This window comes from Streptomyces sp. NPDC031121, from assembly GCF_055570615.1.
This window is the reverse complement of sequence record NZ_JBVIGV010000006.1, coordinates 67,891-87,305: the sequence shown is the minus strand read 5'-3', so window position 1 is coordinate 87,305 and position 19,415 is coordinate 67,891. Positions and strand designations below refer to the sequence as shown.

General features: G+C 73.3%; 17 protein-coding genes. 9 read left to right on the top strand and 8 right to left on the bottom strand.

The features are described from left to right. Window positions 1-139: 139 nt before the first annotated feature. From ACZ462_RS12540 to ACZ462_RS12530, 3 genes are all read right to left on the bottom strand, one after another. Window positions 140-1,372 carry a histidine kinase gene (locus ACZ462_RS12540; RefSeq protein WP_467803844.1) on the bottom strand — a complete coding sequence of 411 codons (1,233 nt, stop codon included), beginning with the start codon at window positions 1,370-1,372 and terminating at the stop codon, window positions 140-142. Further along, a complete protein-coding gene (locus tag ACZ462_RS12535; RefSeq protein ID WP_467803845.1) occupies window positions 1,369-3,108 on the bottom strand; it encodes a sodium/solute symporter in 1,740 nt (579 codons plus the stop codon). Before ACZ462_RS12535 ends, ACZ462_RS12540 begins: the two co-directional genes overlap by 4 nt. A gap of 170 nt (window positions 3,109-3,278) precedes the next feature. Continuing rightward, window positions 3,279-3,554 (bottom strand): hypothetical protein, encoded by a 276-nt coding sequence (locus ACZ462_RS12530; RefSeq protein WP_467803846.1) that lies wholly within the window; start codon window positions 3,552-3,554, stop codon window positions 3,279-3,281. A gap of 342 nt (window positions 3,555-3,896) precedes the next feature. Here ACZ462_RS12530 and ACZ462_RS12525 point away from each other — a divergent pair, with 342 nt between their 5' ends. Continuing rightward, window positions 3,897-5,564, top strand: a complete 1,668-nt coding sequence (locus ACZ462_RS12525; RefSeq protein WP_467803847.1) for a CocE/NonD family hydrolase — start codon at window positions 3,897-3,899, stop codon at window positions 5,562-5,564. Here the strand turns inward: ACZ462_RS12525 and ACZ462_RS12520 are convergent. The 3 genes from ACZ462_RS12520 to ACZ462_RS12510 form a co-directional block, all read right to left on the bottom strand. After that, window positions 5,506-6,339 (bottom strand): LytR/AlgR family response regulator transcription factor, encoded by an 834-nt coding sequence (locus ACZ462_RS12520; protein WP_467803848.1) that lies wholly within the window; start codon window positions 6,337-6,339, stop codon window positions 5,506-5,508. The genes ACZ462_RS12525 and ACZ462_RS12520 overlap by 59 nt on opposite strands. A gap of 124 nt (window positions 6,340-6,463) precedes the next feature. Then, window positions 6,464-7,477 carry an SCO0930 family lipoprotein gene (locus ACZ462_RS12515; RefSeq protein ID WP_467803850.1) on the bottom strand — a complete coding sequence of 338 codons (1,014 nt, stop codon included), beginning with the start codon at window positions 7,475-7,477 and terminating at the stop codon, window positions 6,464-6,466. Between the two features lie 125 nt (window positions 7,478-7,602). Next, on the bottom strand, window positions 7,603-8,649 hold the full coding sequence (locus ACZ462_RS12510; RefSeq protein WP_467803852.1) for a GDSL-type esterase/lipase family protein: 1,047 nt from the start codon (window positions 8,647-8,649) through the stop codon (window positions 7,603-7,605). Between the two features lie 275 nt (window positions 8,650-8,924). On the opposite strand from ACZ462_RS12510, the gene ACZ462_RS12505 reads away from it, so the two are divergent. The 7 genes from ACZ462_RS12505 (at window position 8,925) to ACZ462_RS12475 (ending at window position 16,582) form a co-directional block, all read left to right on the top strand. Further along, the gene (locus ACZ462_RS12505; protein WP_467803853.1) at window positions 8,925-10,379 is read left to right on the top strand and encodes an amino acid permease; all 1,455 of its coding nucleotides are present in this window, start codon (window positions 8,925-8,927) and stop codon (window positions 10,377-10,379) included. Window positions 10,380-10,389: 10 nt separating this feature from the next. Then, window positions 10,390-10,845 carry an Lrp/AsnC family transcriptional regulator gene (locus ACZ462_RS12500; RefSeq protein ID WP_007262967.1) on the top strand — a complete coding sequence of 152 codons (456 nt, stop codon included), beginning with the start codon at window positions 10,390-10,392 and terminating at the stop codon, window positions 10,843-10,845. 455 nt (window positions 10,846-11,300) lie between these two features. Continuing rightward, on the top strand, window positions 11,301-11,738 hold the full coding sequence (locus tag ACZ462_RS12495) for a hypothetical protein (protein WP_467803854.1): 438 nt from the start codon (window positions 11,301-11,303) through the stop codon (window positions 11,736-11,738). 64 nt (window positions 11,739-11,802) lie between these two features. Next, a complete protein-coding gene (locus tag ACZ462_RS12490) occupies window positions 11,803-12,531 on the top strand; it encodes a DUF5819 family protein (protein WP_467803855.1) in 729 nt (242 codons plus the stop codon). Continuing rightward, the gene (locus ACZ462_RS12485) at window positions 12,528-13,613 is read left to right on the top strand and encodes an HTTM domain-containing protein (RefSeq protein ID WP_467803857.1); all 1,086 of its coding nucleotides are present in this window, start codon (window positions 12,528-12,530) and stop codon (window positions 13,611-13,613) included. Before ACZ462_RS12490 ends, ACZ462_RS12485 begins: the two co-directional genes overlap by 4 nt. A gap of 11 nt (window positions 13,614-13,624) precedes the next feature. After that, window positions 13,625-15,124, top strand: a complete 1,500-nt coding sequence (locus ACZ462_RS12480) for a serine hydrolase domain-containing protein (RefSeq protein ID WP_467803858.1) — start codon at window positions 13,625-13,627, stop codon at window positions 15,122-15,124. 27 nt (window positions 15,125-15,151) lie between these two features. Further along, a complete protein-coding gene (locus tag ACZ462_RS12475) occupies window positions 15,152-16,582 on the top strand; it encodes a phytoene desaturase family protein (RefSeq protein WP_467803860.1) in 1,431 nt (476 codons plus the stop codon). 445 nt (window positions 16,583-17,027) lie between these two features. On the opposite strand, the gene ACZ462_RS12470 is transcribed toward ACZ462_RS12475, so the two are convergent. Further along, window positions 17,028-17,402: a WhiB family transcriptional regulator gene (locus ACZ462_RS12470; protein ID WP_467803861.1), complete on the bottom strand. Its 375-nt coding sequence runs from the start codon at window positions 17,400-17,402 to the stop codon at window positions 17,028-17,030. Between the two features lie 148 nt (window positions 17,403-17,550). After that, entirely contained in the window at window positions 17,551-18,279 is a 729-nt protein-coding gene (locus ACZ462_RS12465; RefSeq protein WP_467803862.1) for a GNAT family N-acetyltransferase, read from the bottom strand. 286 nt (window positions 18,280-18,565) lie between these two features. On the opposite strand from ACZ462_RS12465, the gene ACZ462_RS12460 reads away from it, so the two are divergent. Beyond that, window positions 18,566-19,369, top strand: coding sequence for a carbon-nitrogen hydrolase family protein (locus ACZ462_RS12460; protein WP_467803864.1), 804 nt, complete (start codon window positions 18,566-18,568; stop codon window positions 19,367-19,369). Window positions 19,370-19,415 lie beyond the last annotated feature (46 nt).

The following is a 19,415-nucleotide window of genomic DNA, read 5'->3' as shown; positions in this document are numbered from 1 at the left end:
CCCGGCCCCGTACCCCGCCGCAGCGGGGCGGGGCCGGGGCCGCGGCGCGTCACGGGGCCGCGGCGCGTCACGGGGCCGCGGCGCGTCACGGGGCCGCGGCGCGTCACGGGGCCGCGGCGCGTCACGGGGCCGCGGCGCGTCACGGTCGCCGGCCGGGCGGGCTGCTGTGCACTCCGGCGCGGTACTTGGGGATCCGCAGGGTCACCTTCATGCCCGCGCCGACCCCCGTCTCGATGACCGGGCCGTACGCGTCCCCGTACACCTGCCGGATCCGCTCGTCCACGTTCGTCAGCCCGATCCCCGGCGAGGACCCCGCCCGCTCCCCGGCCTCCCCGGCCAGGATCCGCCGCAGCAGCGCCGGGTCCATCCCCACCCCGTTGTCCTCGACGGTGATCACGGCCTCCGCGCCCGCGTCCCGGGCCGCGAGGGTGATGAGGCACTCCCCGGAGGAGTCCTCCAGGCCGTGCTTGACCGCGTTCTCCACCAGCGGCTGGAGGCACAGGTACGGCAGGGCCACCGGCAGCACCTCCGGCGCGACCTGGAGGGTCACCTTCAGCCGGTCCCCGAACCTGGCCCCGGCCAGCGCCAGATACTGCTCGATCGAGCGCAACTCCTCGGCCAGCGTGGTGAATTCACCGTGCCGCCGGAAGGAGTAGCGGGTGAAGTCGGCGAACTCCAGCAGCAGGTCGCGGGCCCGTTCCGGGTCGGTCCGCACGAACGAGGCGATCGCCGCGAGGGAGTTGAAGATGAAGTGCGGGGATATCTGCGCCCGCAGCGCCCGGATCTCCGCCTCCATCAGCCGGGTCCGGGAGCGGTCCAGCTCGGACAGCTCCAGCTGGACCGACACCCAGCGCGCCACCTCGGTCGCCGCGCGCACCAGCACCGCCGACTCCCGCGAGCCGTAGGCCACGAGCGCGCCCAGCACCCCGTCCTCCCCGGTCAGCGGGGCCACCACCGCCCACCGCAGCGGGCAGTCCGGCCGCTCGCAGCCCGTGCGCACGCTGAGGCTGCGCCCCGAGTCGAGGACGGCCGCCACCCGGGCCACCGCCCGCTCCCCGTGGTGGTCCGCGCCGGGCCCGTCCCAGGCGAGCACCGCCTCCCGGTCGGTCAGGCACAGGGCTTCCGTGCCCAGGAGCGACCGCAGCCGCCGGGCGGCCTTGCGGGCCGAGTCCGCGGTCAGGCCGGCGCGCAGCGGGGGAGCGGCCAGGGAGGCCGTGTGCAGGGTGTGGAACGTGGCCCGCTCCACCGGCGTCCCGAGGGCCGGCCCGGAGGCCCGCTCGGCGCGCCGGGCGTGCCACCGGCCGCCCGCCCAGCCGGCGCACACCAGGGCCGCCGCGGCAGCGGCGCACGCCGCAGCGAGTGCCGCGCTCACGGGGCACCGCCCGGGCGGGCGCCGGCCACGGACTCCGGCAGGTGGAGGCGGGCCAGGGTCGCCGCCGTCCCGGCCGGCACGCGCGACCGCGTGGCCAGCGACACCAGCACCATCGTCAGGAACCCCAGCGGTACGGACCAGGCGGCCGGCCAGGCCAGCAGGGTGTGGGCCCAGCCCTGCGGGGCGGCGCCCGCCCGTGTCGCGGCCACCGCGCCCAGGGCCGCCCCGCCGCCGGCGAGCAGCCCGGCGACCGCCCCCGGCGGGGTGAGCCCCCGCCACCAGATGCCGAGGACGAGCAGCGGGCAGAAGGACGACGCGGACACGGCGAACGCCAGGCCCACCGCGTCCGCGACCGGCGCGTCGGCCAGCGCGGTGCTCCCGGCGAGCGGCACCGCCATCGCCGCGACGGCCGCGATGCGGAACGTGCCCAACCCGCGCCGTGGCAGGACGTCCTGGTGCAGGACCCCCGCCACCGCCATCGTCAGCCCGGATGCCGTCGACAGGAACGCGGCGAACGCCCCGCCGGCCAGCAGCGCCCCCAGCAGATCGCCCGGCAGCCCGCCGAGGACCCGCTCGGGCAGCACGAGCACGGCCCCGTCCGCGTCGCCGGTGAGGGCGAGTTCGGGGACGTACGTCCGACCCAGGGCCCCGTACAGCGGCGGCAGGAGGTAGAAGGAGCCGAGCAGGGCGAGGACGGCCAGGGTGGTGCGGCGCGCGGCCCGCCCGTCGGGGCTGGTGTAGAAGCGGACCGCGACGTGCGGCAGGCCCATGGTGCCGAGGAACGTGGCGAGGATCAGCCCGTACGTGGCGTACAGGCCGGACGCCCGGCCGTCCCCGCGGTCCGCGGCCAGCGGCTCCGACCAGCGGGAGGCGCCCGCCCCGGCCGCTGCACGGGACCGCGGGACGGGGGTGCCCGGCGCGAACTCCAGCCGTGTGCGCGCCCCGACGAGGTGCTCGCCGGGGGAGAGGGTGAGCGGTTCGGCGGTGTGCGTGCGCCCGTCGACGCGGCCGGTGGCGGTCACCGCCAGCGGCGCGTCCAGGGCCAGCCGCACGTCCTCGGCGAGGGTGACGGCGGTGTGCTCTCGGAAGACGGCGGGGGCGTCCAGGGAGGCCCGCGGGGCGCCGTCGGCGGCCCAGGCGGCCAGCAGGAAGAACGCCGGCACGAGGAGCGCCGTCAGCTTGAGCCAGTACTGGAAGGCCTGGACGAAGGTGATGCTCCGCATCCCGCCGGCGGCGACGGCCGCGGTCACCACGACGGCGACGACGACGCCGCCCGCCCAGTGCGGGGCCCCGGTCAGGATCTCCAGCGTCAGCCCGGCCCCCTGCAACTGCGGCAGCAGGTACAGCCAGCCGACGCCGACGACGAGCAGCACGGAGATCCGGCGCACCGCCCGCGACTCCAGTCTCGCCTCGGCGAAGTCCGGCAGGGTGTACGCCCCCGAGCGCCGCAGCGGGGCCGCGACGAGCGCCAGCAGCACCAGGTAGCCGGCGGTGTAACCGAGGGGATACCAGAGCATCCCCGGCCCCTGGAGCAGCACCAGCCCCGCGACCCCCAGGAAGGAGGCCGCGGAGAGGTACTCCCCGCTGATCGCGGCCGCGTTGAGGCGGGGGCCGACGGTGCGGGAGGCGACGTAGAAGTCGGAGGTGGTGCGGGAGATCCGCAGCCCCAGCGCGCCGACGAGCACCGTGGCCAGGACGACGGCGGTGACCGCGGTCAGCGCGTACGCCTGGTTCAACGGAGGTCCTTCGGCCGGGGGAGGGGTGACGGAGTCTACGCACGGTGCGCGAGTGGCAACAGGCGTGATCCGGCGCGTTCGGGCGCCCGGCTCCGGCCACGCCCGGCCGGGGCGGCGCCGGCGCGCGGGACCGGGCGTCACCGCGCCCCAGCGCCTGCCGCGCGGGGCGGTCAGCGCCCCGCGCCCCCGTGCTCCGCGCAGTCCCGCAAGGCGATCTCCAGCTCCACGTACGAGTCCTCGGCCCGCCGGAAGGCCAGCTTCAGGGCGGCCTCGGCGCGCGGCGGCAACTGCCTGCCCGCGCCCTCGCCCGCCTCGTACAGGACGTCGGCCCAGCGGGCGGCGGCGCTACGCAGCCGGGCGAGCAGCGCCTCGGCCTCGGCGGGTCCCGCGGGCCGGGCGCGGGGCAGGCCCGCCACGGCGTCGAGCAGCGCCTGGATGTCGGCCATCCGCCCACCCTCCCTGATGACGTCGTTCCCACGATAGGGCCGTCCGGGGGGCCGGGGCGGGGGAGCCGGGGGGCGCTGCGGCCGACGGCGCGGGCGGGGCGCCGTACGCGGCCCGCGGCGCGACGAACGGCCCGGATGCGGCGGCAGGCGGTCGGGCGCGGCCTTGCCGGGACTCCCGCGAAGGATTAACGTACGTCGTACGTAGTGCACCGTACGCAAAGAAGGGTGGTTGCCACCGCCATGCCCCTGCCTCCCCGATCCGGCCCCGTTCCCGCTCCCGGCCCCCGCACGCGGCCCCCCTGGACTCCGCCCTCCGGCAGGCCGCCGCTCTCCGCCCGGCTCATGCGGAGCACCTGGCGCGGCCTCCCTCCGCGCCGCCACGCCGTCGGGTGGGAGCCGGGCGTGCCGGTGCCCGCCGCGGACGGCAGCCCGCTCCTGACCGACCACTACTTCCCGCGCGGCCGCGGCGACTTCCCGACGCTGCTCGTCCGCACCCCGTACGGCCGGGGCCTGCCCTGGTCCCCGCTGTACGGCCTGCTCTTCGCCGAGCAGGGCTTCCACGTCGCCGTGCAGAGCTGCCGCGGCACCGGCGGCTCCGGCGGGGCCTTCCACCTCTGGCGCAACGAGCCCGCCGACGGCCGGGCCGCCGTGGAATGGCTGCGCGGACAGCCCTGGTTCGACGGGCGGCTCGCCACCATCGGCCCGAGCTACCTCGGCTACACCCAGTGGGCCCTGGCCCTCGACCCGCCGCCCGAGCTGAAGGCGATGGTCGTCCAGCTGGGCCTGCACGACCCGCACGCCTGCTACCACGCCGGCGGTGTGCCGAACCTCGACACGTCCCTGGCCATCGGAGCCGCCATGGCCCACCAGCACCGGGGCGTCCTCGCGCTCGCCAGGGCGATGCTGCGGCTGCAGCGCCGGCTGGGCGCCGTCACCACCGCACGCCCCCTGCGCGGCGCCCACCGGGAGGCGCTCGGCGAGATCCCCTGGCTGGAGGAGGCCATGGACCGGCCCGACCCGGACGACGCCTTCTGGGACGGCGCCGACCTCGCGCCCTCCCTGGACCGCGTCACCGTCCCGACCGCCCTCGCCACCGGATGGCACGACCTCCTCGCCGAGCAGTCGCTGGAGCAGTACCGGCGCCTGCGCCGGGCCGGCTGCCCGGTGAGCCTGCTGGTCGGGCCGTGGACCCACGCCTCCGCCCTCGGACGGGGGCTGCCCGACATGTTCGCGGACGCCCTCGCCTGGCTGCGCGCCCACCTCCTGGACGACCCCTCCGGGCTGCGGCCCACCCCGGTCCGCGTCCACACCGGCGGCGCGCAGGAGTGGCGCGACCTCCCCGACTGGCCGGCCGAACCGGCCACCGCCGCCTGGTACGCGGCCCCCGGCGCGGGCCTCTCCGCGTACCCTCCCGCCGACGGGCAGGAGCCGCTCGCGACCCTGCGCCACGACCCCGACGACCCCGCCCCGTCCGTCGGCGGCCGGCTCCTCTCCCGCACCGCCGGCGCCCGGGACACCCGCGCCGTGGAGGCCCGCGAGGACGTCCTGGTGTTCACGGGAGCGCCGCTGGAGGAGGCTGTGGAGATCCTGGGCCCCGTCACGGCCCGGATGGCGGTCTCCAGCGACACCGGGCACACGGACGTCTTCGCCCGGCTCTGCGACGTGGCTCCCGACGGCCGCTCCGTGAACGTCTGCGACGGCATCGCGCCCATCCGGGCCGAGCCGGGCCGCCCGACCGGGGTGCGCGTCGCCCTCGGCAGCGCCGCCCACCGCTTCGAGCCCGGCCACCGCATCCGCTGGCAGGTCGCCGCCGCGGCCCACCCCCGCTACGCGCTCAACCCGGGGACCGGCGAACCCCGCCTGGACGCCGTGGAGTTCCTGCCGATCCGGCTGACCGTCCACGCCGCCTCCGCGCTCCTCCTGCCCGTGGCCGCGGCCGGCGCCGGCGGGGCTACCCCGTCGCCCGGCGCATCAGCAGATCCCGCAGCTGGCGGGCGTGGCGGCGGCTGACCTGGAGCTCCGCCGACCCGACGCGGACGCTGGTGGTGCCGGAGGCCAGCCGGAGCTCCTCGATCCGGCCGAGCGCCACCAGGTGGCGGCGGTGGATGCGGACGAAGCCCCGCGCGGCCCAGCGCTCCTCAAGGGTCGACAGGGGGATCCGTACGAGGTGGCTGCCCGCATCGGTGTGCAGGCGCGCGTAGTCCCCCTGGGCCTCGACGTACGCGATGTCGGCGACGGGCACGAACCGCGTCACCCCGCCCAGTTCGACGGCGATCTCAGCCGCCCGGTCCGAGGTGCTCCCGGCGGGCGCCGGCCCGGCTCCCGGCTCGTGGCGCGAGGGGCCGGCCGGGGCGGGCGGGCCGCCGCCGGGCTCCGCCGGGCGGGCCGTGGTGCGCCCCAGCTGGTCGCAGGCCCGGCGGACGGCCTCGGCCAGCCGCTCCGGGCGGACCGGTTTGAGGACGTAGTCCACCGCCTTGAGGTCGAACGCCTGGACGGCGAAGCCCTCGTGCGCCGTGACGAACACCACGAGCGGAGGACGCGCGAAGCCCGCCAGCAGGCGGGCGATGTCCAGGCCGGTCAGCCCGGCCATGTGGATGTCGAGGAACACCACGTCGATGCCGTCCGGGCCGTCGGGCCCGCTCTCCAGCGCGCGGGTGATCCGGCGCAGTGCCCCGGTGGCGTCCGAGGCTCCCTCGGCGCTCAGCACCCGGGCGTCGGTGCGCAGCAGGTACAGCAGCTCTTCCAGGAGCGGCTTCTCGTCGTCGACGGCCAGTACGCGCAGCATGCGACGGAAGTCTAGGGACGGGCGCGCTGTGGGGGAACGGGTGCGCGGCCCGCCCGCCTGGGGGAGGGGGAGCGGGGGGCCGCGCGGTCCGCGGGTGGGGGGAGGGGAGCGGAGGGGCCGGCGGTTACGAGGCGGTGATCAGCTTGCCCTCGGGGGAGATGGCGTACCAGGTGCCGCCCACGCCCTGGCCGTTGGCGTCGCCGGGCTTCTTGTCGCCGGCGAAGGTGTACACCGGCCAGCAGTCGATGGACTGCTGCTTCCTGCCGTCGGGCCGGTCCAGCACCGAGAAGTTCTTCAGCGTGACGCCCTTCACGTTCGCCTTGTCCACCGGCGGTACGACCGGCCACTTGGCCAGGCAGTCGCCCGTGCACTTGGAGACCATCGGCCAGGCGCTGTCCGGCTTGAAGCGGTAGACGGTCATCCCGTTGCCGTCGACGACGTGCTCGCCGAGCTTGGGGTTCGTCGCGACGGAGAGACCGGCCTGGGCGGGCTGCGCGCCCTCCGGCTTGGGCTCCGGGGCGGCGGGGGCGGCCCCGCCCCCGCCCGCCGCCGGCTTCGCCGCCTTCTTGCCGTCGGGCGCGAGGGCGAACCACGTGCCGCCGACGCCCTGCCCGTTGACGTCGCCCGCCTTGGTGTCCTTGGCGTACCGGTACGCGGGCCAGCCGGCCACGGTCAGCTGCTTGCTGCCGTCGCTGCGGACGACCTCGCCGAGCAGCTTGGGGTCGATGCCGGCCGCGGCACTGGCGCCGGCGGGTACGGGCGGCCAGGCCTTGGCGCAGTCGCCGTCGCAGTTCGACTTCGGGGGTTCGGCGGTGTCCTTGTCGAAGCGGTAGAGGGTGAGTCCGGCGGAGTCGGTGACGACGGGGCCGGCCTTGTCGGTCTCGGCGACCGCCAGCTGCCCGGCGGGCCCGCTGCCGGCTCCGGCGTCGCCCGCCGAGCCGTAGCCGGAGCCCGCTCCGGAGCCCGAGCCGTAGTCGGACCCGTAGCCGGAGTCGGCCCCGGCGCCGGCTGCTTGGGCGGCGGCCCCGGCCGGCTTCGCGGAACCGGCCTCGCTGCCGCCGCTCCCGCCGCAGGCCGTGGCGGTCAGTGCGACGACGGCGGCGACGGCGGCCAGGGTGCTCCCGCGCTTGATGCCCATGGTGGTCTCTCCCGTTCGGTGTGTCCGTCCGGCGCCTCCGCGGTGTGCGGTGCGCCGGCAGTTGTGCGAAGGACACGCCGTGCGGGGACCGGTCTGTTCGACGCCACCGGTGTGGGGTGTCTCACTCAGCGCGCGTCGAACCCGGCGCGCCGCAGGGACGTGGCCACAGCAAGGCCGAGAACCCGGTGTCCCTCGTCGTCGGGGTGCAGCCCGTCGGCCAGGTGCTCCGGTCTCAGCAGGTCGCGGCCCGGGAGCAGGGCGAGGTGCCCGTCCCCGGCGGCGATGCGGTCGCGTACGGCCCGCTCCATGGCGGCGCGCAGGCCGCCGAGGGTGGCGCCGAGCCGGTTGGGGGTGTCCTCGGCGTCCGGCCGGAGCACGGGGGAGAGCAGCAGCAGGGGGGTGCGGGGGTGGCCCTGGCGGACGAGGTCCAGGAAGGCGCGGGTGGTCTCGTACAGCAGGGGCGGTGAATACGGCACGCCCGCCCAGCAGTTGGTGCCGAAGGCGAGGGTGAGTACGTCCGCGGGGAGGCGGGAGAGCTGTTCGGCGGTGGCGAGTTCGCCGCGCCCGCAGCCGGCGTACCCGAGGTTCACGGTGTCCCAGCCGAGGGCCCGGCCGGCGACGGCGGGCCAGCCGTGGGCGGGGCGGGTGGACCACCAGCCCTCGGTGATCGAGTCGCCGTGCACGACCCACCGGGGTGCGGGCGGGGCGGGGGAGAGGGGGCCGCCGACGCCGCGGAGGGCGAGGACGCGGGGCGAGCACGTCTCGGGAGGGTGGACGGTGAACGGTCCGGGCCCGGCGGGGAGCGGGATGCGGACGGCGCCCTCGGCGGCGGGTTCCGCCCACACCTCGTCGAGGAGCCCGCGGCGGTCCCACAGGGCGAAGACGTGCGCGAGGTTCCGCATCGTGCCGGGGGTGGGGTCGGGGACCTCGGCCCGGTAGCGGATCTCGACGGCGGCGGCGCGCGGCGCGGTGAACTCCAGCCGCACACCGATCGGCAGGTCGGCGCGCCGGCCGGTGTCCCAGGGCAGCCGCATGGTGTCGGCCGGGTCGGCCCGCACGGGGCGGCCCCGGTCGAGCCAGGCGACCCCGCGCAGGAAGGGTTCCGGATCGAGCCAGCCGGTCGTCCCGGGGGCGCCCCGCGGTGCCGTGCCGCGCGTTGTCTGAGGGTGCATCAGAAGAGGCCTCTCCGGTCTCCGGCGCACCGATCGATCATCCGTACGCAACAAAGGTCTATTCCGGACGGATCCGTGCAACGATCGTGCGCCAATGTGCAAGGATGGTGCATTACGGGCGGTATCACTCTGCTCGTAGGCTCACTCGCTGTACGTGGAGTGGCGCGGACCGCCTGCTCGGCGGTCCCCCCATGCCCAGACTCTTGTCTGCGTCCTGCCCGGACCGCTGCGGTCGATGCCTCATTCCCCCTCCGCAGTGTCAAAGGAGTCCCTTCGTGCTCGATCACGGTCAGGCGCCGCCGCTCCCCCAGGAGAAGCGCAAGCCTGTGAACCCGCTGCTGCGCCGCAAGCCCGTGGAGCAGCTGGTCGCCGAGGGCGGCCAGGGTGAGGGCGGCACGCTGCGCCGCTCGCTCACCATGTGGCAGCTGACCATGATCAGCATCGGTGCCACCCTCGGCACCGGCATCTTCGTGGTCCTCGGCACGGCGGCCCCCGTGGCCGGCCCCGCCGTGACGATCTCCTTCATCCTCGCGGGCCTCACCGCGCTCTTCTCGGCCCTCTCCTACGCGGAGCTGGCCGGCTCGGTGCCCGTCTCCGGCTCCTCGTACTCCTACACGTACGCCACGATGGGCGAGTTCATCGCCTGGGTCTGCGGCTGGTGCCTGGTCCTGGAGTACGCGGTCTCCGTCGCGGCCGTGGCCGTCGGCTGGGGTCAGTACCTCAACGAGCTCCTGGACGGCATATTCGGCTTCACGATCCCCGAGAGCCTCTCCGCCCCGCTGGGCGAGGGCGGCTTCATGAACCTGCCGTCGCTCGTCGTGGTCCTGCTCGCCATGGTGTTCCTGATGCGCGGCGCCAAGGAGAGCGCCCGCATCAACACGATCATGGTCTTCGTCAAGATCGTCACGCTGCTGCTCTTCATCGGCATCGGCGTCCTGGGCATCAAGGGCGGCAACTACGCCCCGCTGGCCCCGCTCGGCATCGCCGGCATCAGCACCGCCGCCTCCACCCTCTTCTTCTCCTACATCGGCTTCGACGCCGCCTCCACCGCCGGTGAAGAGGCCAAGAACCCGAAGAAGGACCTGCCGCGCGCGATCATGCTCTCGCTGGGCATCGTCACCGCCCTGTACTGCCTCGTCGCCTTCGTCGCCGTCGGCGCCATGCCGTGGCAGGACTTCGAGGGCACCGAGGCCGCGCTCGCCCAGATCATGACCGACGTCACCGGCCACTCCTTCTGGGGCGTCGTCCTTGCCGCGGGCGCCGTCGTCGCCATCGCCTCCGTCGTCTTCGCCGTCCTCTACGGCCAGACCCGCATCCTCTTCGCGATGTCCCGCGACGGCCTCGTCCCCAAGGTCTTCGCCAAGGTCGACGAGAAGACCGGCGCCCCCCGCGCCAACGTGCTCATCGTCTCCCTCTTCTGCGGCGTCCTCGCGGCCTTCATCCCGCTGGACGAGCTGGCCAACGCCACCAGCATCGGCACCCTCTTCGCCTTCGCCCTGGTCAACGTCGCCGTGGTGATCCTGCGCCGCACCAAGCCGGACATGCCGCGCACCTTCAAGGTGGCCCTCTTCCCGGTCACCCCGATCCTGGGCTTCATCACCTGCGCGTACATGATGTACAGCCTGCCGCTGCCGACCTGGATCGCGTTCGGTGTCTGGATGGCCGTCGGCATCGTGGTGTACTTCCTGTACGGCGTCCGCCGCTCCCGACTGGCCACAGCAGAAATGTGATCCACCCGCAGTGCGACTGAACGATCTCGACGAACGCATCGTGCACGCCCTCGCCGAGGATGCCCGCCGCTCCTACGCGGACATCGGCTCCGAGGTCGGGCTCTCGGCCCCGGCCGTCAAACGACGCGTGGACCGGCTGCGGGCGGAAGGCGCCATCACCGGCTTCACCGTCCGCGTCGACCCGGCCGCCATGGGCTGGGAGACCGAGGGCTTCATCGAGATCTACTGCCGCCACAACACCTCGCCGGACGACATCCGGCGGGGGCTGGAGCGGTACCCCGAGGTCGTGTCCGCGTCGACCGTCACCGGCGACGCGGACGCCCTCGTCCAGGTCTTCGCCTCCGACATGCGGCACTTCGAGCGGGTCCTGGAGCGCATCGCGGGCGAACCCTTCGTGGAGCGCACCAAGTCGGTGCTCGTCCTCTCCCCGCTGCTGCGCCGCTTCACCTCCGGCGCCCCCGCGTAGCGGCGGGGCCACTCCGCCAACATCACCAAGCTCCAGGCCTTGGACATGCCTCGAGCCAGCTCACCAGCACAGCGACCCTGCTGGGCTCAGTCGACGGACCGGGCATCCCCACATCGCTGGCCCCCGCCGACTACCGCCGCTTGGTCATGCCGACGTTAGCGAGGGTTCCAGGTCGCCGGCTCAACGCCGTGGCCGAGGTTGAAGATGTGGCCCACCAGACCGGAGGCTGCAGCCCGCGACGCCCTGACGCGCCTCGTGGGTTACGTCCACAAGCGCATGGTCCGCTGAACCTCGCCGCCACACCGGAAGCGGCACCGACGTGCCACAGGACACCGTCCTGTGGCACGTCGGTGTTTTCCGGGGTGCTCCGCGCGGCACCCCCTCCGCTTATTTATTCTTGAAGCAAAAGCGGAGTAATTGATTCGTAAACCTGGGTGCGCCGTGGCGTGAATCGCGTGGCGATCATGGTTCGAAACGTCATGTATGCTCATTGGGTTCGCTTCATTGGTGACGAAAGTCGAAAGAAATATTCATGGGGGTTTATTGTGCTTAAGCTTCGCGCGCTCGCAATCGGTGTCGCCGGCCTGACCGTCGGCGTCGTCTTCGCGTCGTCGGCATCGGCCGATTCCGTTTCTGCGCCGGCCGAGACCACGGCCGCCACCTTCGCTGAAGCCGGCGGCCAGCCGGACAAGCTCCGGGAAGTCAATGCCGTGCCCATGTCCTGGACGGCGTTCTTGAAGAAGGCCGCGGGATCGGCCGCGGGCGCCGCGGCCTATGATTACGTCAAGGCCGCGAATGCCATTCCCAAGCGGGAGGGTGCCGCGTTCCGTCGCGGTGACGTGGGCGTGGATGTCCAGAGCGATATCGACCTCTCGCGCTCCTTCGATCAGTAGGTAGGAAGGCCGGTGGGCGTGGCTGGACCGCGCCCACCGTACGGGGAAGACGAAAACTGAAACAGTGACGGAAGAATCCGGGCACCGGCCTCTCGCAAACATGAGCGGTGGCCAGCGGGCCGCTCTGTCCCTCATGGGTGTACTCGCGGCGGGGGCGGTGTTCTTTCATTTCTCCATGACGGCACTTCACCACACCCCATTTAATCCGATCCGCGAGAAACACGACGACAAGATCCGAGCCTACATGGCGCCCTATTTCCAGCAGGATTGGCACTTGTTCGCCCCTGAGCCAGTGTCCGAAGACTCCGGATACCTGGTGCGCGCGCAGGTGAAGAAGCCCGACGGGTCTGTGGAGACCACGCAGTGGGCGGATGTGACCACGCCGCACGTCGACAAGGTGCAGCGCCAGCGTTTCTGGCCCTCCCGCGTCGAGAGGCTGGCCCCCGGCGTGCGTCAGCGGCTCGAAGGCTGGCACGACCAGGATCTCGACGCGCTCCGGCGTGAGAAAGACCCCGCCGCACTGAAGAACGCCGACGTAAGCGGCGAGGCACCGCCCCTGGATCCGCCGCTCGCCCCCGGCGAGCTGGCCGCTCGCGACAGTGCCCTGATGTACGTGCGCGCCGTCGCGAGTAGTGAGGCGAGGGCCCTGTGGGGTGACGGCGTCCGCGCGGTACAGGTCCGCATCGTGGTGAACAAGTTCCCTCGCTTCTCGCAGCGCTCGGTCCGCATAAACAAGGGCGAAGTCTCCTACTACGACGTTGCCTGGATGCAGCCACTTAAGGTCTCCCAATGAATTCTGGTGCGATGCGCAGAGGAGCGCGATCCATCGTCCTGCGCGTCCGGACGCGCTTCTACACGACACTCGACAGGCTGAGCCTGAACCGGCACGCTCTCATCGGTTCCGCCCTCGCCCGCATCATCCTCGGCGGCCTCGGGTTCTACCTCTATGCGCGGGACTACATGCATCGCGCACACCTCTGGGGACCCGACGGGGTGTGGCCGTGGCAGAACTTCACGGCGCCGGACGGGCAGCAGGGATTTTCCCTGTACTCCGTGAGCAGGTCGAGCACGTGGTTCGAAATCGTCTTCCATATGGGCATGATTTTCGCGCTGCTCTTCATGCTCGGCTGGAAGACGCGCGCCATGAACGTCCTCCACTATGTCTTTCTGTGGTCGCTTCATCAGCGCAACCCCGTACTCCTTGACGGCGGGGACAACGTCACGGTCATCGTGCTGGTGTTCTTCGCCTTCATCGATTCGGGCGCACGCTTTTCCCTCGACGCCCGCCGCCGGAAAGCGAAGAAGGCGACGGGTCCGAATCCCTTCCTCTTCCGGATCGGCTCGCTGCTGCATAATGCCGGAGTCCTGGCGGCTATTCTGCAGATCTGCACGGTCTACCTGGTTTCGGGCATGTACAAGGTGCAGGGCCGGAAGTGGCAGAACGGCACCGCGCTGTACTACATCCTGCGCACCAACGAATTTGGCTGGCCGGGTGTCAACCGTTTCATTTACGAGAGTGCCACCCTGGTCGTCGTCATCACGTATGCAACGGTCTTCTTCCAGCTGGCCTTCACCTTCCTCCTGCTGAACAGGAAGTGGCGCGTCTTCGCCGTGGCCGGAGGCATCCTCATGCACCTTGGGATCGCCGTCCACATGGCCGGACTCATCAACTTCTCGCTCACCGTGGTGGCCGTCGAGTTGGTGATCATGAGCGACGCACACTATCTCCGGCTCACCCGGGCTGTCCCGCGTCTCAAGGGGCGTCCGCGGGCGGCGGAACCCGGCAAGGCCGGCGCCGACGGGTTGGCGGCCCCGGACCCAGGGGAGAAAATGCCGCCATCGGCAGCGCCCGGCCCCGTCCTCGTCTCCTCTTGAAGAGCGTCCGGATGCCGCGCACGACGGCCAAGGCGATAGCGTTCGCCCTGCTGCTTGGCGTCTGTGCCGGGGCGGGGAGCGTTGTAGCCCCCGCCCCGGCACGGCTGGGCAGCGCGACGACCGGCGACGCGGCCCTCGCGGCCCGCGTGCGCGAGGCGGCGGGCGACGGCCTCGGCCACCGGGGCATCGAGGTCGCCTTCGTTGACAAGGGGGAGCTGACGTTCGCCGGGCTTGGCGACTCGGGCAATCCGGTGCACCGGGCCGTCGACGAGTCGACGGTGTTCGAGGCGGGCAGCATTGGGAAGCCCATGACCGGCATGCTCCTCGCCGACCTGGAGGACCGGAAGCTCCTCGACCTTGGCACCCCTCTGGAACGCCTGCTGTACGAGCGCTGCTTCTCCGACCCCTTGATCGGCCAGGCTACTCTGAGGGACCTCGCCACACACCGGGCCGGCCTGGAGAAGATGCCCGACAACCTCGACATGGTGGGCCGCAATCTGCGACTGATGCTACTCGGCGAGGACCCTTACCGCGGTCTTGGTGAGGACGACGTTCTGAGCGCGGCCGAGTCGGCCTCCGCCGGCACCCCCGGCACGTATCTCTACTCGAACCTCGGCATGGCGCTCGCCGGCCACACGGCGGCGCGCCGCGCGGGGCTACCATTTCCCGAGCTCCTCTCAGCCCGCCTCTTCGGCCCTCTCGGCATGCGGGACTCACGCGTCATGGCGGCCGGCGATCCACTGCCGGCCCGCGCGGCCGAAGGCCGGCAGGCGACGGGTCCCGCTGTCGACCACTGGTTCGCCTCCGGGTACACCCCGGCCGGCGACATCTGGACGACGGGCAGGGACCTGGGTGTCTTCCTCCGCGCCGTCATCGAGAAGACGGCGCCCGGGGCCCGCGCGGCGATCCCCACGCACGAAGCCGAAAGGGGCGGCCGCACCGGCCTGGGCTGGTTTACCAGCACCATCGGCGGCCGGGAGATCACCTGGCAGAACGGGGCGACCGGCGGCTTCACCTCGTACATGGCCTTCGACAGCGCGGCGGAACGCGGCGTAGTCGTACTAGGCAACACCGACCGTCCTGTCGACTCCATCGGTGAACGCCTGCTCGGCCTGCCGCCGACGGTCCCCCCGGCCGACGACTGGACTTCCGCCCTTGTCACCGCCCTCGCGGCCCTCGGCGCTCCCGTACCGTTGCTGATGGCGTGGCTGCGGCCGGGCGCCGCTGCGGGCCGCCGCAGGAGGGTCGGGCTCGTTTGTGTGCACGCGCTCTTCGGGGCCGCCGCGCTGGCGCTCGCCTGGCGTCGCGGGAGCTGGCTGAGCGTCCCGCCAGAAATGTGGGCCGTCGGTTCCGGGGTCCTTCTTTGGGCGTTCCTCCTCGGCGTCGCGGGAACGGGCCCCCGCCTGCTGGCGGAGCAACCGCCCACGCCGCCCACCCCCACCCGAACGCTGATGCGGACCGTCGCACTGTGGACAGGATCTCTGGCCGTCCTGCTCGCCGCCCAGCTGTGAGCTAGAACCGCTGAAGGAAGCCATCGAATGACAGACGCCGTCGTTGTCGGATCGGGCCCCAACGGTCTCGCGGCCGCCCTGACTCTTGCCCGTGCAGGGCTCACCGTCGAGGTGTTCGAGGCCCACGAGCGCGTCGGGGGCGGCCTGCGCAGCGAAGCACTGTTCGACTCGGAGGTGCTCCACGACATCTGCGCGGCCGTGCACCCGATGGCCCCCGTCTCCCCCTTCATGAAATCCCTCGCCCTGGAGGAGCACGGAGTCCGCATGATGCGCTCGTCTGCCGCCTATGCTCATCCGCTTCTGGGCCGGCCCGCTGCGATGGCCTGGGGCGACCTCGAACGTACCTGTGCCGATCTGGGGAAGGACGGGAACCGGTGGCGAGCCCTCATGGGCCCCCTGATGGAGCATTCCTCCGCTGTCGTCGACCTCATGCTGTCCACCCAGCGGACCCTGCCGTCCCTGCGGGCCCTGGCTGCGCTGGCCACCCGCATGCCCGTCCACTCCCTGCGGCTGGGAGGCGGCCTGAGAACCCTGGAAGGCCGGGCCCTGCTCGCGGGCGTTGCCGCGCACGCCATCGGCCGGCTCCCCTCGCCGACGGCCGCCGCGGTCGCCCTGCTGCTGGGACACCTGGCCCACACAACGGGCTGGCCCGTCCCTGAGGGAGGCTCTGGGGCCATCGCGGACGTCATGGCCGGACAAATTCGGGCACTCGGCGGACGGTTCCACACGGGGACGCGCGTCAACAGCCTGGACGAGCTGCCCGTCGGCCGGCGCCTCACCATGCTCGACGTTTCCCCTCGTGAGCTCGCCCGCATCGCGCCCCTGCCCGCCAGCTATCTCCGCCAGTTGTCCCGGTACCGGTACGGCCCCGGAGCCGCGAAGGCCGACTTCCTTGTCGAAGGGGAGATCCCCTGGGCCGACCACCGCCTCTACCAGGCGGCGACCGTGCACCTGGCGGGCGTACGGGGAACGGCCGGGGAGGTGGCGCGGGCGGAGAGGCTGACCGCGAAGGGCCTGCGGGCGGAGCACCCGTACGTCATCGTGGTCGACCCCGCTGCCGCGGACCAGGCACGGGCCGTACGCGGCCGCAGGCCGGTCTGGGCCTACGCCCACGTGCCGAACGGCGACACCCGTAACCCGCTCGACACGATCCGCGCCGTGATCGAGGCGCACGCGCCCGGTTTCCGAGACACGGTGCTCGCCGAACGGGGCGTGTCGGCAGCCGAGCTGGCCGCGTACAACACCAACTACGTGGGTGGTGACATCGGCTCCGGCGCGATGAGCCTGTGGCAGACGCTGGCCCGCCCGGTGGCCCGCTGGAACCCCTACCGGATTCCCCTCCCCGGCACCTGGTTGTGTTCCTCGGCTACCCCGCCCGGCCCGTCGGTGCACGGGATGTGCGGACACCATGCCGCAATGGCCGCGCTCCGCGCCCTGTACGGCCGAGCGGACAGCTGAGACGGGCTCTGGAGGCCGCCACCAGGACGAATCGGGCAGCCCTCCCCGGAGCCCGCGTACTGACTGAGCAGCTTCTGGCCGGTTCTCCACGGCGGATGTGCGGGGGCGCTCTCAGTCACGCGGTCGGCGCTGACGGGCCCGTCGGCGATCCAACTGCGCCGTGCATCCCGGTTCAAGGCGGCGCGCTCAGAGCCTGAGCGGTGCCAGCGCCAGTCCCTGGGTGCTGGGAACGGCAATCGGTTGCTTGGGCTGGTCAGGGCATCTCGGTAGGATCGGGACTGCGAAAGAATAGAAGGGGCTTCTCCGCCGGTACGAATGCCCCACCACATCTGCGTCTGACCGCTCGCCGCGCCGTGCAACCTGCCACCACCGCTTCGATCGCACCCCCTCCCCGCCGGCCCCGACGGCCTGTTCGGGCGCCCTGGCCGCACTGCCGCTGCCTGCCTCAGTCCTGTAGGGCCGACGTGCGCAGGCCGATGAAGGACGGGCGGCGGCGGTGGCCGGATTCACCAGCCGCCGCCGGCCCCGAGGCCGGCACGACGCCCTCCCGGCGGCCCAGCAGCGCCCGGCGCTCCTCCTCGGTCAGCCCGCCCCACACCCCGAAGGGCTCCTTGGTCCGCAGCGCGTGCTCCAGGCAGGCGGCGCGCACCGGGCACCCGGCGCACACCCGCTTCGCGGCCGCGTCCCGCTCCTCCCGCTCCGGGCCGCGCTCGCCGGCCGGATGGTAGAAGCGGCCGGGGCCCAGGTCCCGGCAGGCGGCGCGAAGCTGCCACTGCCAGTGGTGGACGGCGGCGCCCGGCAGCCGCGAGACGTCGGTCATGGTGGTCCCCTCCTCGGAAGATCGGTTGTCGACATGTCCGCGTGTGACCGCTGTGCGGGACGCGAAACGTGCCGCCTGCCCGACCGTCCCGGATGGCGCGTTCCCACCGGACCGCCGCCCGCCGCCCCCGCCCGCCGGGGGGCCGGCGTCAGGCGGCGGGCGTGCGCAGCCCGACGAAGAGGGGCCGGCGGCGCAGCGTGAAGCCCATCGCCTCGTACAGGGCGATCGCGCCCGTGTTGTCCGCCGCCGCGTGCAGGAACGGGCGCTCCCCGCGCTCGGCGACCCCCGCCGCGACCGCCCGCACCAGCCGGGCGGCGAGCCCCTGACCGCGGTGGTCCGGGTGCGTGCACACCGCGCTGATCTCCGTCCAGCCCGGCGGCCGCATCCGCTCGCCCGCCATCGCGACGAGCCGACCGCCCCGGCGGATCCCGAGGTAGGTGCCCAGCTCCACGGTCCGCGCCAGGAACGGCCCCGGCCGGGTCAGCCCGACGAGCTCCAGGATCTCCGGCACGTCCCCCGGGCCCAGCCGCACCGCCTCCGCGTCGTGCTCCGCCCGGACCGCCGTACCGTCCATCTGCACCCCGCCGAACCGGGCCACCGTCGTCCAGTCCCCGGGCGGGACCGGCAGGCCGGTCAGCCACACCGGCGCGTCCGGCCCGGCCAGCGCCGCCAGATCGGCCCACGCGCGGGGGTCGCCGGGATCGGCCAGCGCCGCGAACGGGGACACGTCCGCGGCGTAGCGGGCCGCGAGGCCCTCCGGCCCTGCCTCGGCGAGACCGGCGTGCGCACCCGCCAGCGCGGCCCACACCGGGTTGTCGAGGGCATGGACGGGCACGGCCGTCCCGGTCTCGGGCGACACGGGCGACATGGACGACATGGCGGCCTGGACTCCTCTCCGCGGGCGCGCGCGGCGGCCCGCCGGACGGCTCTGCGGACGGCGATCACCCACCACAGCACCGGCCGCCGCCCCCTTTATGCCCGCCCCCTCCGGACCGGCCGCCCGCACGCCCGCAAGCGCCCCGCAACCCCGCGCAACGAATCACCGCACCTCCCGCCAAACGCGCAACAAATCGATGCTCCCATCGCAACGGTCACACCTTGTCCGGATCGAACACGGAAACGTACCTTCGTAGGACCCACCCCACCTGTCACAGAGGTAGCCCATGCCCGCGCTGCGCACCGCCCTCCTCCAGAGCTCCGGCGTTCTCGGCGACACCGCCGCGAACCTCAAGGCTCTCGACGAGGCAGCGGCCCGCGCCGCCGACACCGGCGCCGGGCTCCTGGTGACCTCCGAGATGTTCCTGACCGGCTACGCGCTGCCGGTCGAGGAGATCGCGGCCCTCGCGGAGGCCGCCGACGGCCCCTCCGCCGCCGCGATCGGCGAGATCGCCCGCCGCCACGGCGTCGCCGTCCTGTACGGCTACCCCGAGCGCGGCGACGGCGCCGCCGTCCACAACTCGGCGCAGCTCGTCGGCCCCGACGGGGCCCGGCTGGCGAACTACCGCAAGACGCACCTCTTCGGCTGCTTCGAACAGGACGCCTTCACCCCCGGCGACACCCCGGTCGTCCAGGCGGACCTCGGCGGCCTCCGCGTCGGCATCATGATCTGCTACGACGTGGAGTTCCCGGAGAACGTCCGGTCCCACGCCCTGGCCGGCACCGACCTCCTCCTGGTGCCGACCGCGCAGATGCACCCCTTCCAGTTCGTCGCCGAACAGCTCGTCCCCGTACGGGCCTTCGAGAACCAGATGTACATCGCGTACGTCAACCGCACCGGCCCCGAGGGCGAGTTCGAGTTCGTCGGACTCAGCTGCCTGGCGAACCCCGACGGGGTGACCCGCACCCGGGCCGGCCGCGGCGAGGAGATGGTGGTCGGCGACGTCGCCCCCGAGCTCCTTCAGGCCTCGCGCGAGAACAACCCCTACCTGCGCGACCGCCGCCCCGGGCTCTACGCCTCCCTCGTCTGACCCCCGGCCCGAAGCGCCCCCGGGCCCGAGGCCCGAGCCCTCCCCC

Excerpts from the sequence above, each read along its gene's own strand:
- ACZ462_RS12460 (WP_467803864.1), top strand. The coding sequence starts at position 18,566 with ATGCCCGCGCTGCGCACCGCCCTCCTCCAGAGCTCCGGCGTTCTCGGC.
- ACZ462_RS12465 (WP_467803862.1), bottom strand. The coding sequence starts at position 18,279 with ATGTCGTCCATGTCGCCCGTGTCGCCCGAGACCGGGACGGCCGTGCCC.
- ACZ462_RS12480 (WP_467803858.1), top strand. The coding sequence starts at position 13,625 with ATGCCGCGCACGACGGCCAAGGCGATAGCGTTCGCCCTGCTGCTTGGC.
- ACZ462_RS12520 (WP_467803848.1), bottom strand. The coding sequence starts at position 6,339 with ATGCTGCGCGTACTGGCCGTCGACGACGAGAAGCCGCTCCTGGAAGAG.
- ACZ462_RS12475 (WP_467803860.1), top strand. The coding sequence starts at position 15,152 with ATGACAGACGCCGTCGTTGTCGGATCGGGCCCCAACGGTCTCGCGGCC.
- ACZ462_RS12485 (WP_467803857.1), top strand. The coding sequence starts at position 12,528 with ATGAATTCTGGTGCGATGCGCAGAGGAGCGCGATCCATCGTCCTGCGC.
- ACZ462_RS12510 (WP_467803852.1), bottom strand. The coding sequence starts at position 8,649 with ATGCACCCTCAGACAACGCGCGGCACGGCACCGCGGGGCGCCCCCGGG.
- ACZ462_RS12515 (WP_467803850.1), bottom strand. The coding sequence starts at position 7,477 with ATGGGCATCAAGCGCGGGAGCACCCTGGCCGCCGTCGCCGCCGTCGTC.
- ACZ462_RS12525 (WP_467803847.1), top strand. The coding sequence starts at position 3,897 with ATGCGGAGCACCTGGCGCGGCCTCCCTCCGCGCCGCCACGCCGTCGGG.
- ACZ462_RS12470 (WP_467803861.1), bottom strand. The coding sequence starts at position 17,402 with ATGACCGACGTCTCGCGGCTGCCGGGCGCCGCCGTCCACCACTGGCAG.
- ACZ462_RS12530 (WP_467803846.1), bottom strand. The coding sequence starts at position 3,554 with ATGGCCGACATCCAGGCGCTGCTCGACGCCGTGGCGGGCCTGCCCCGC.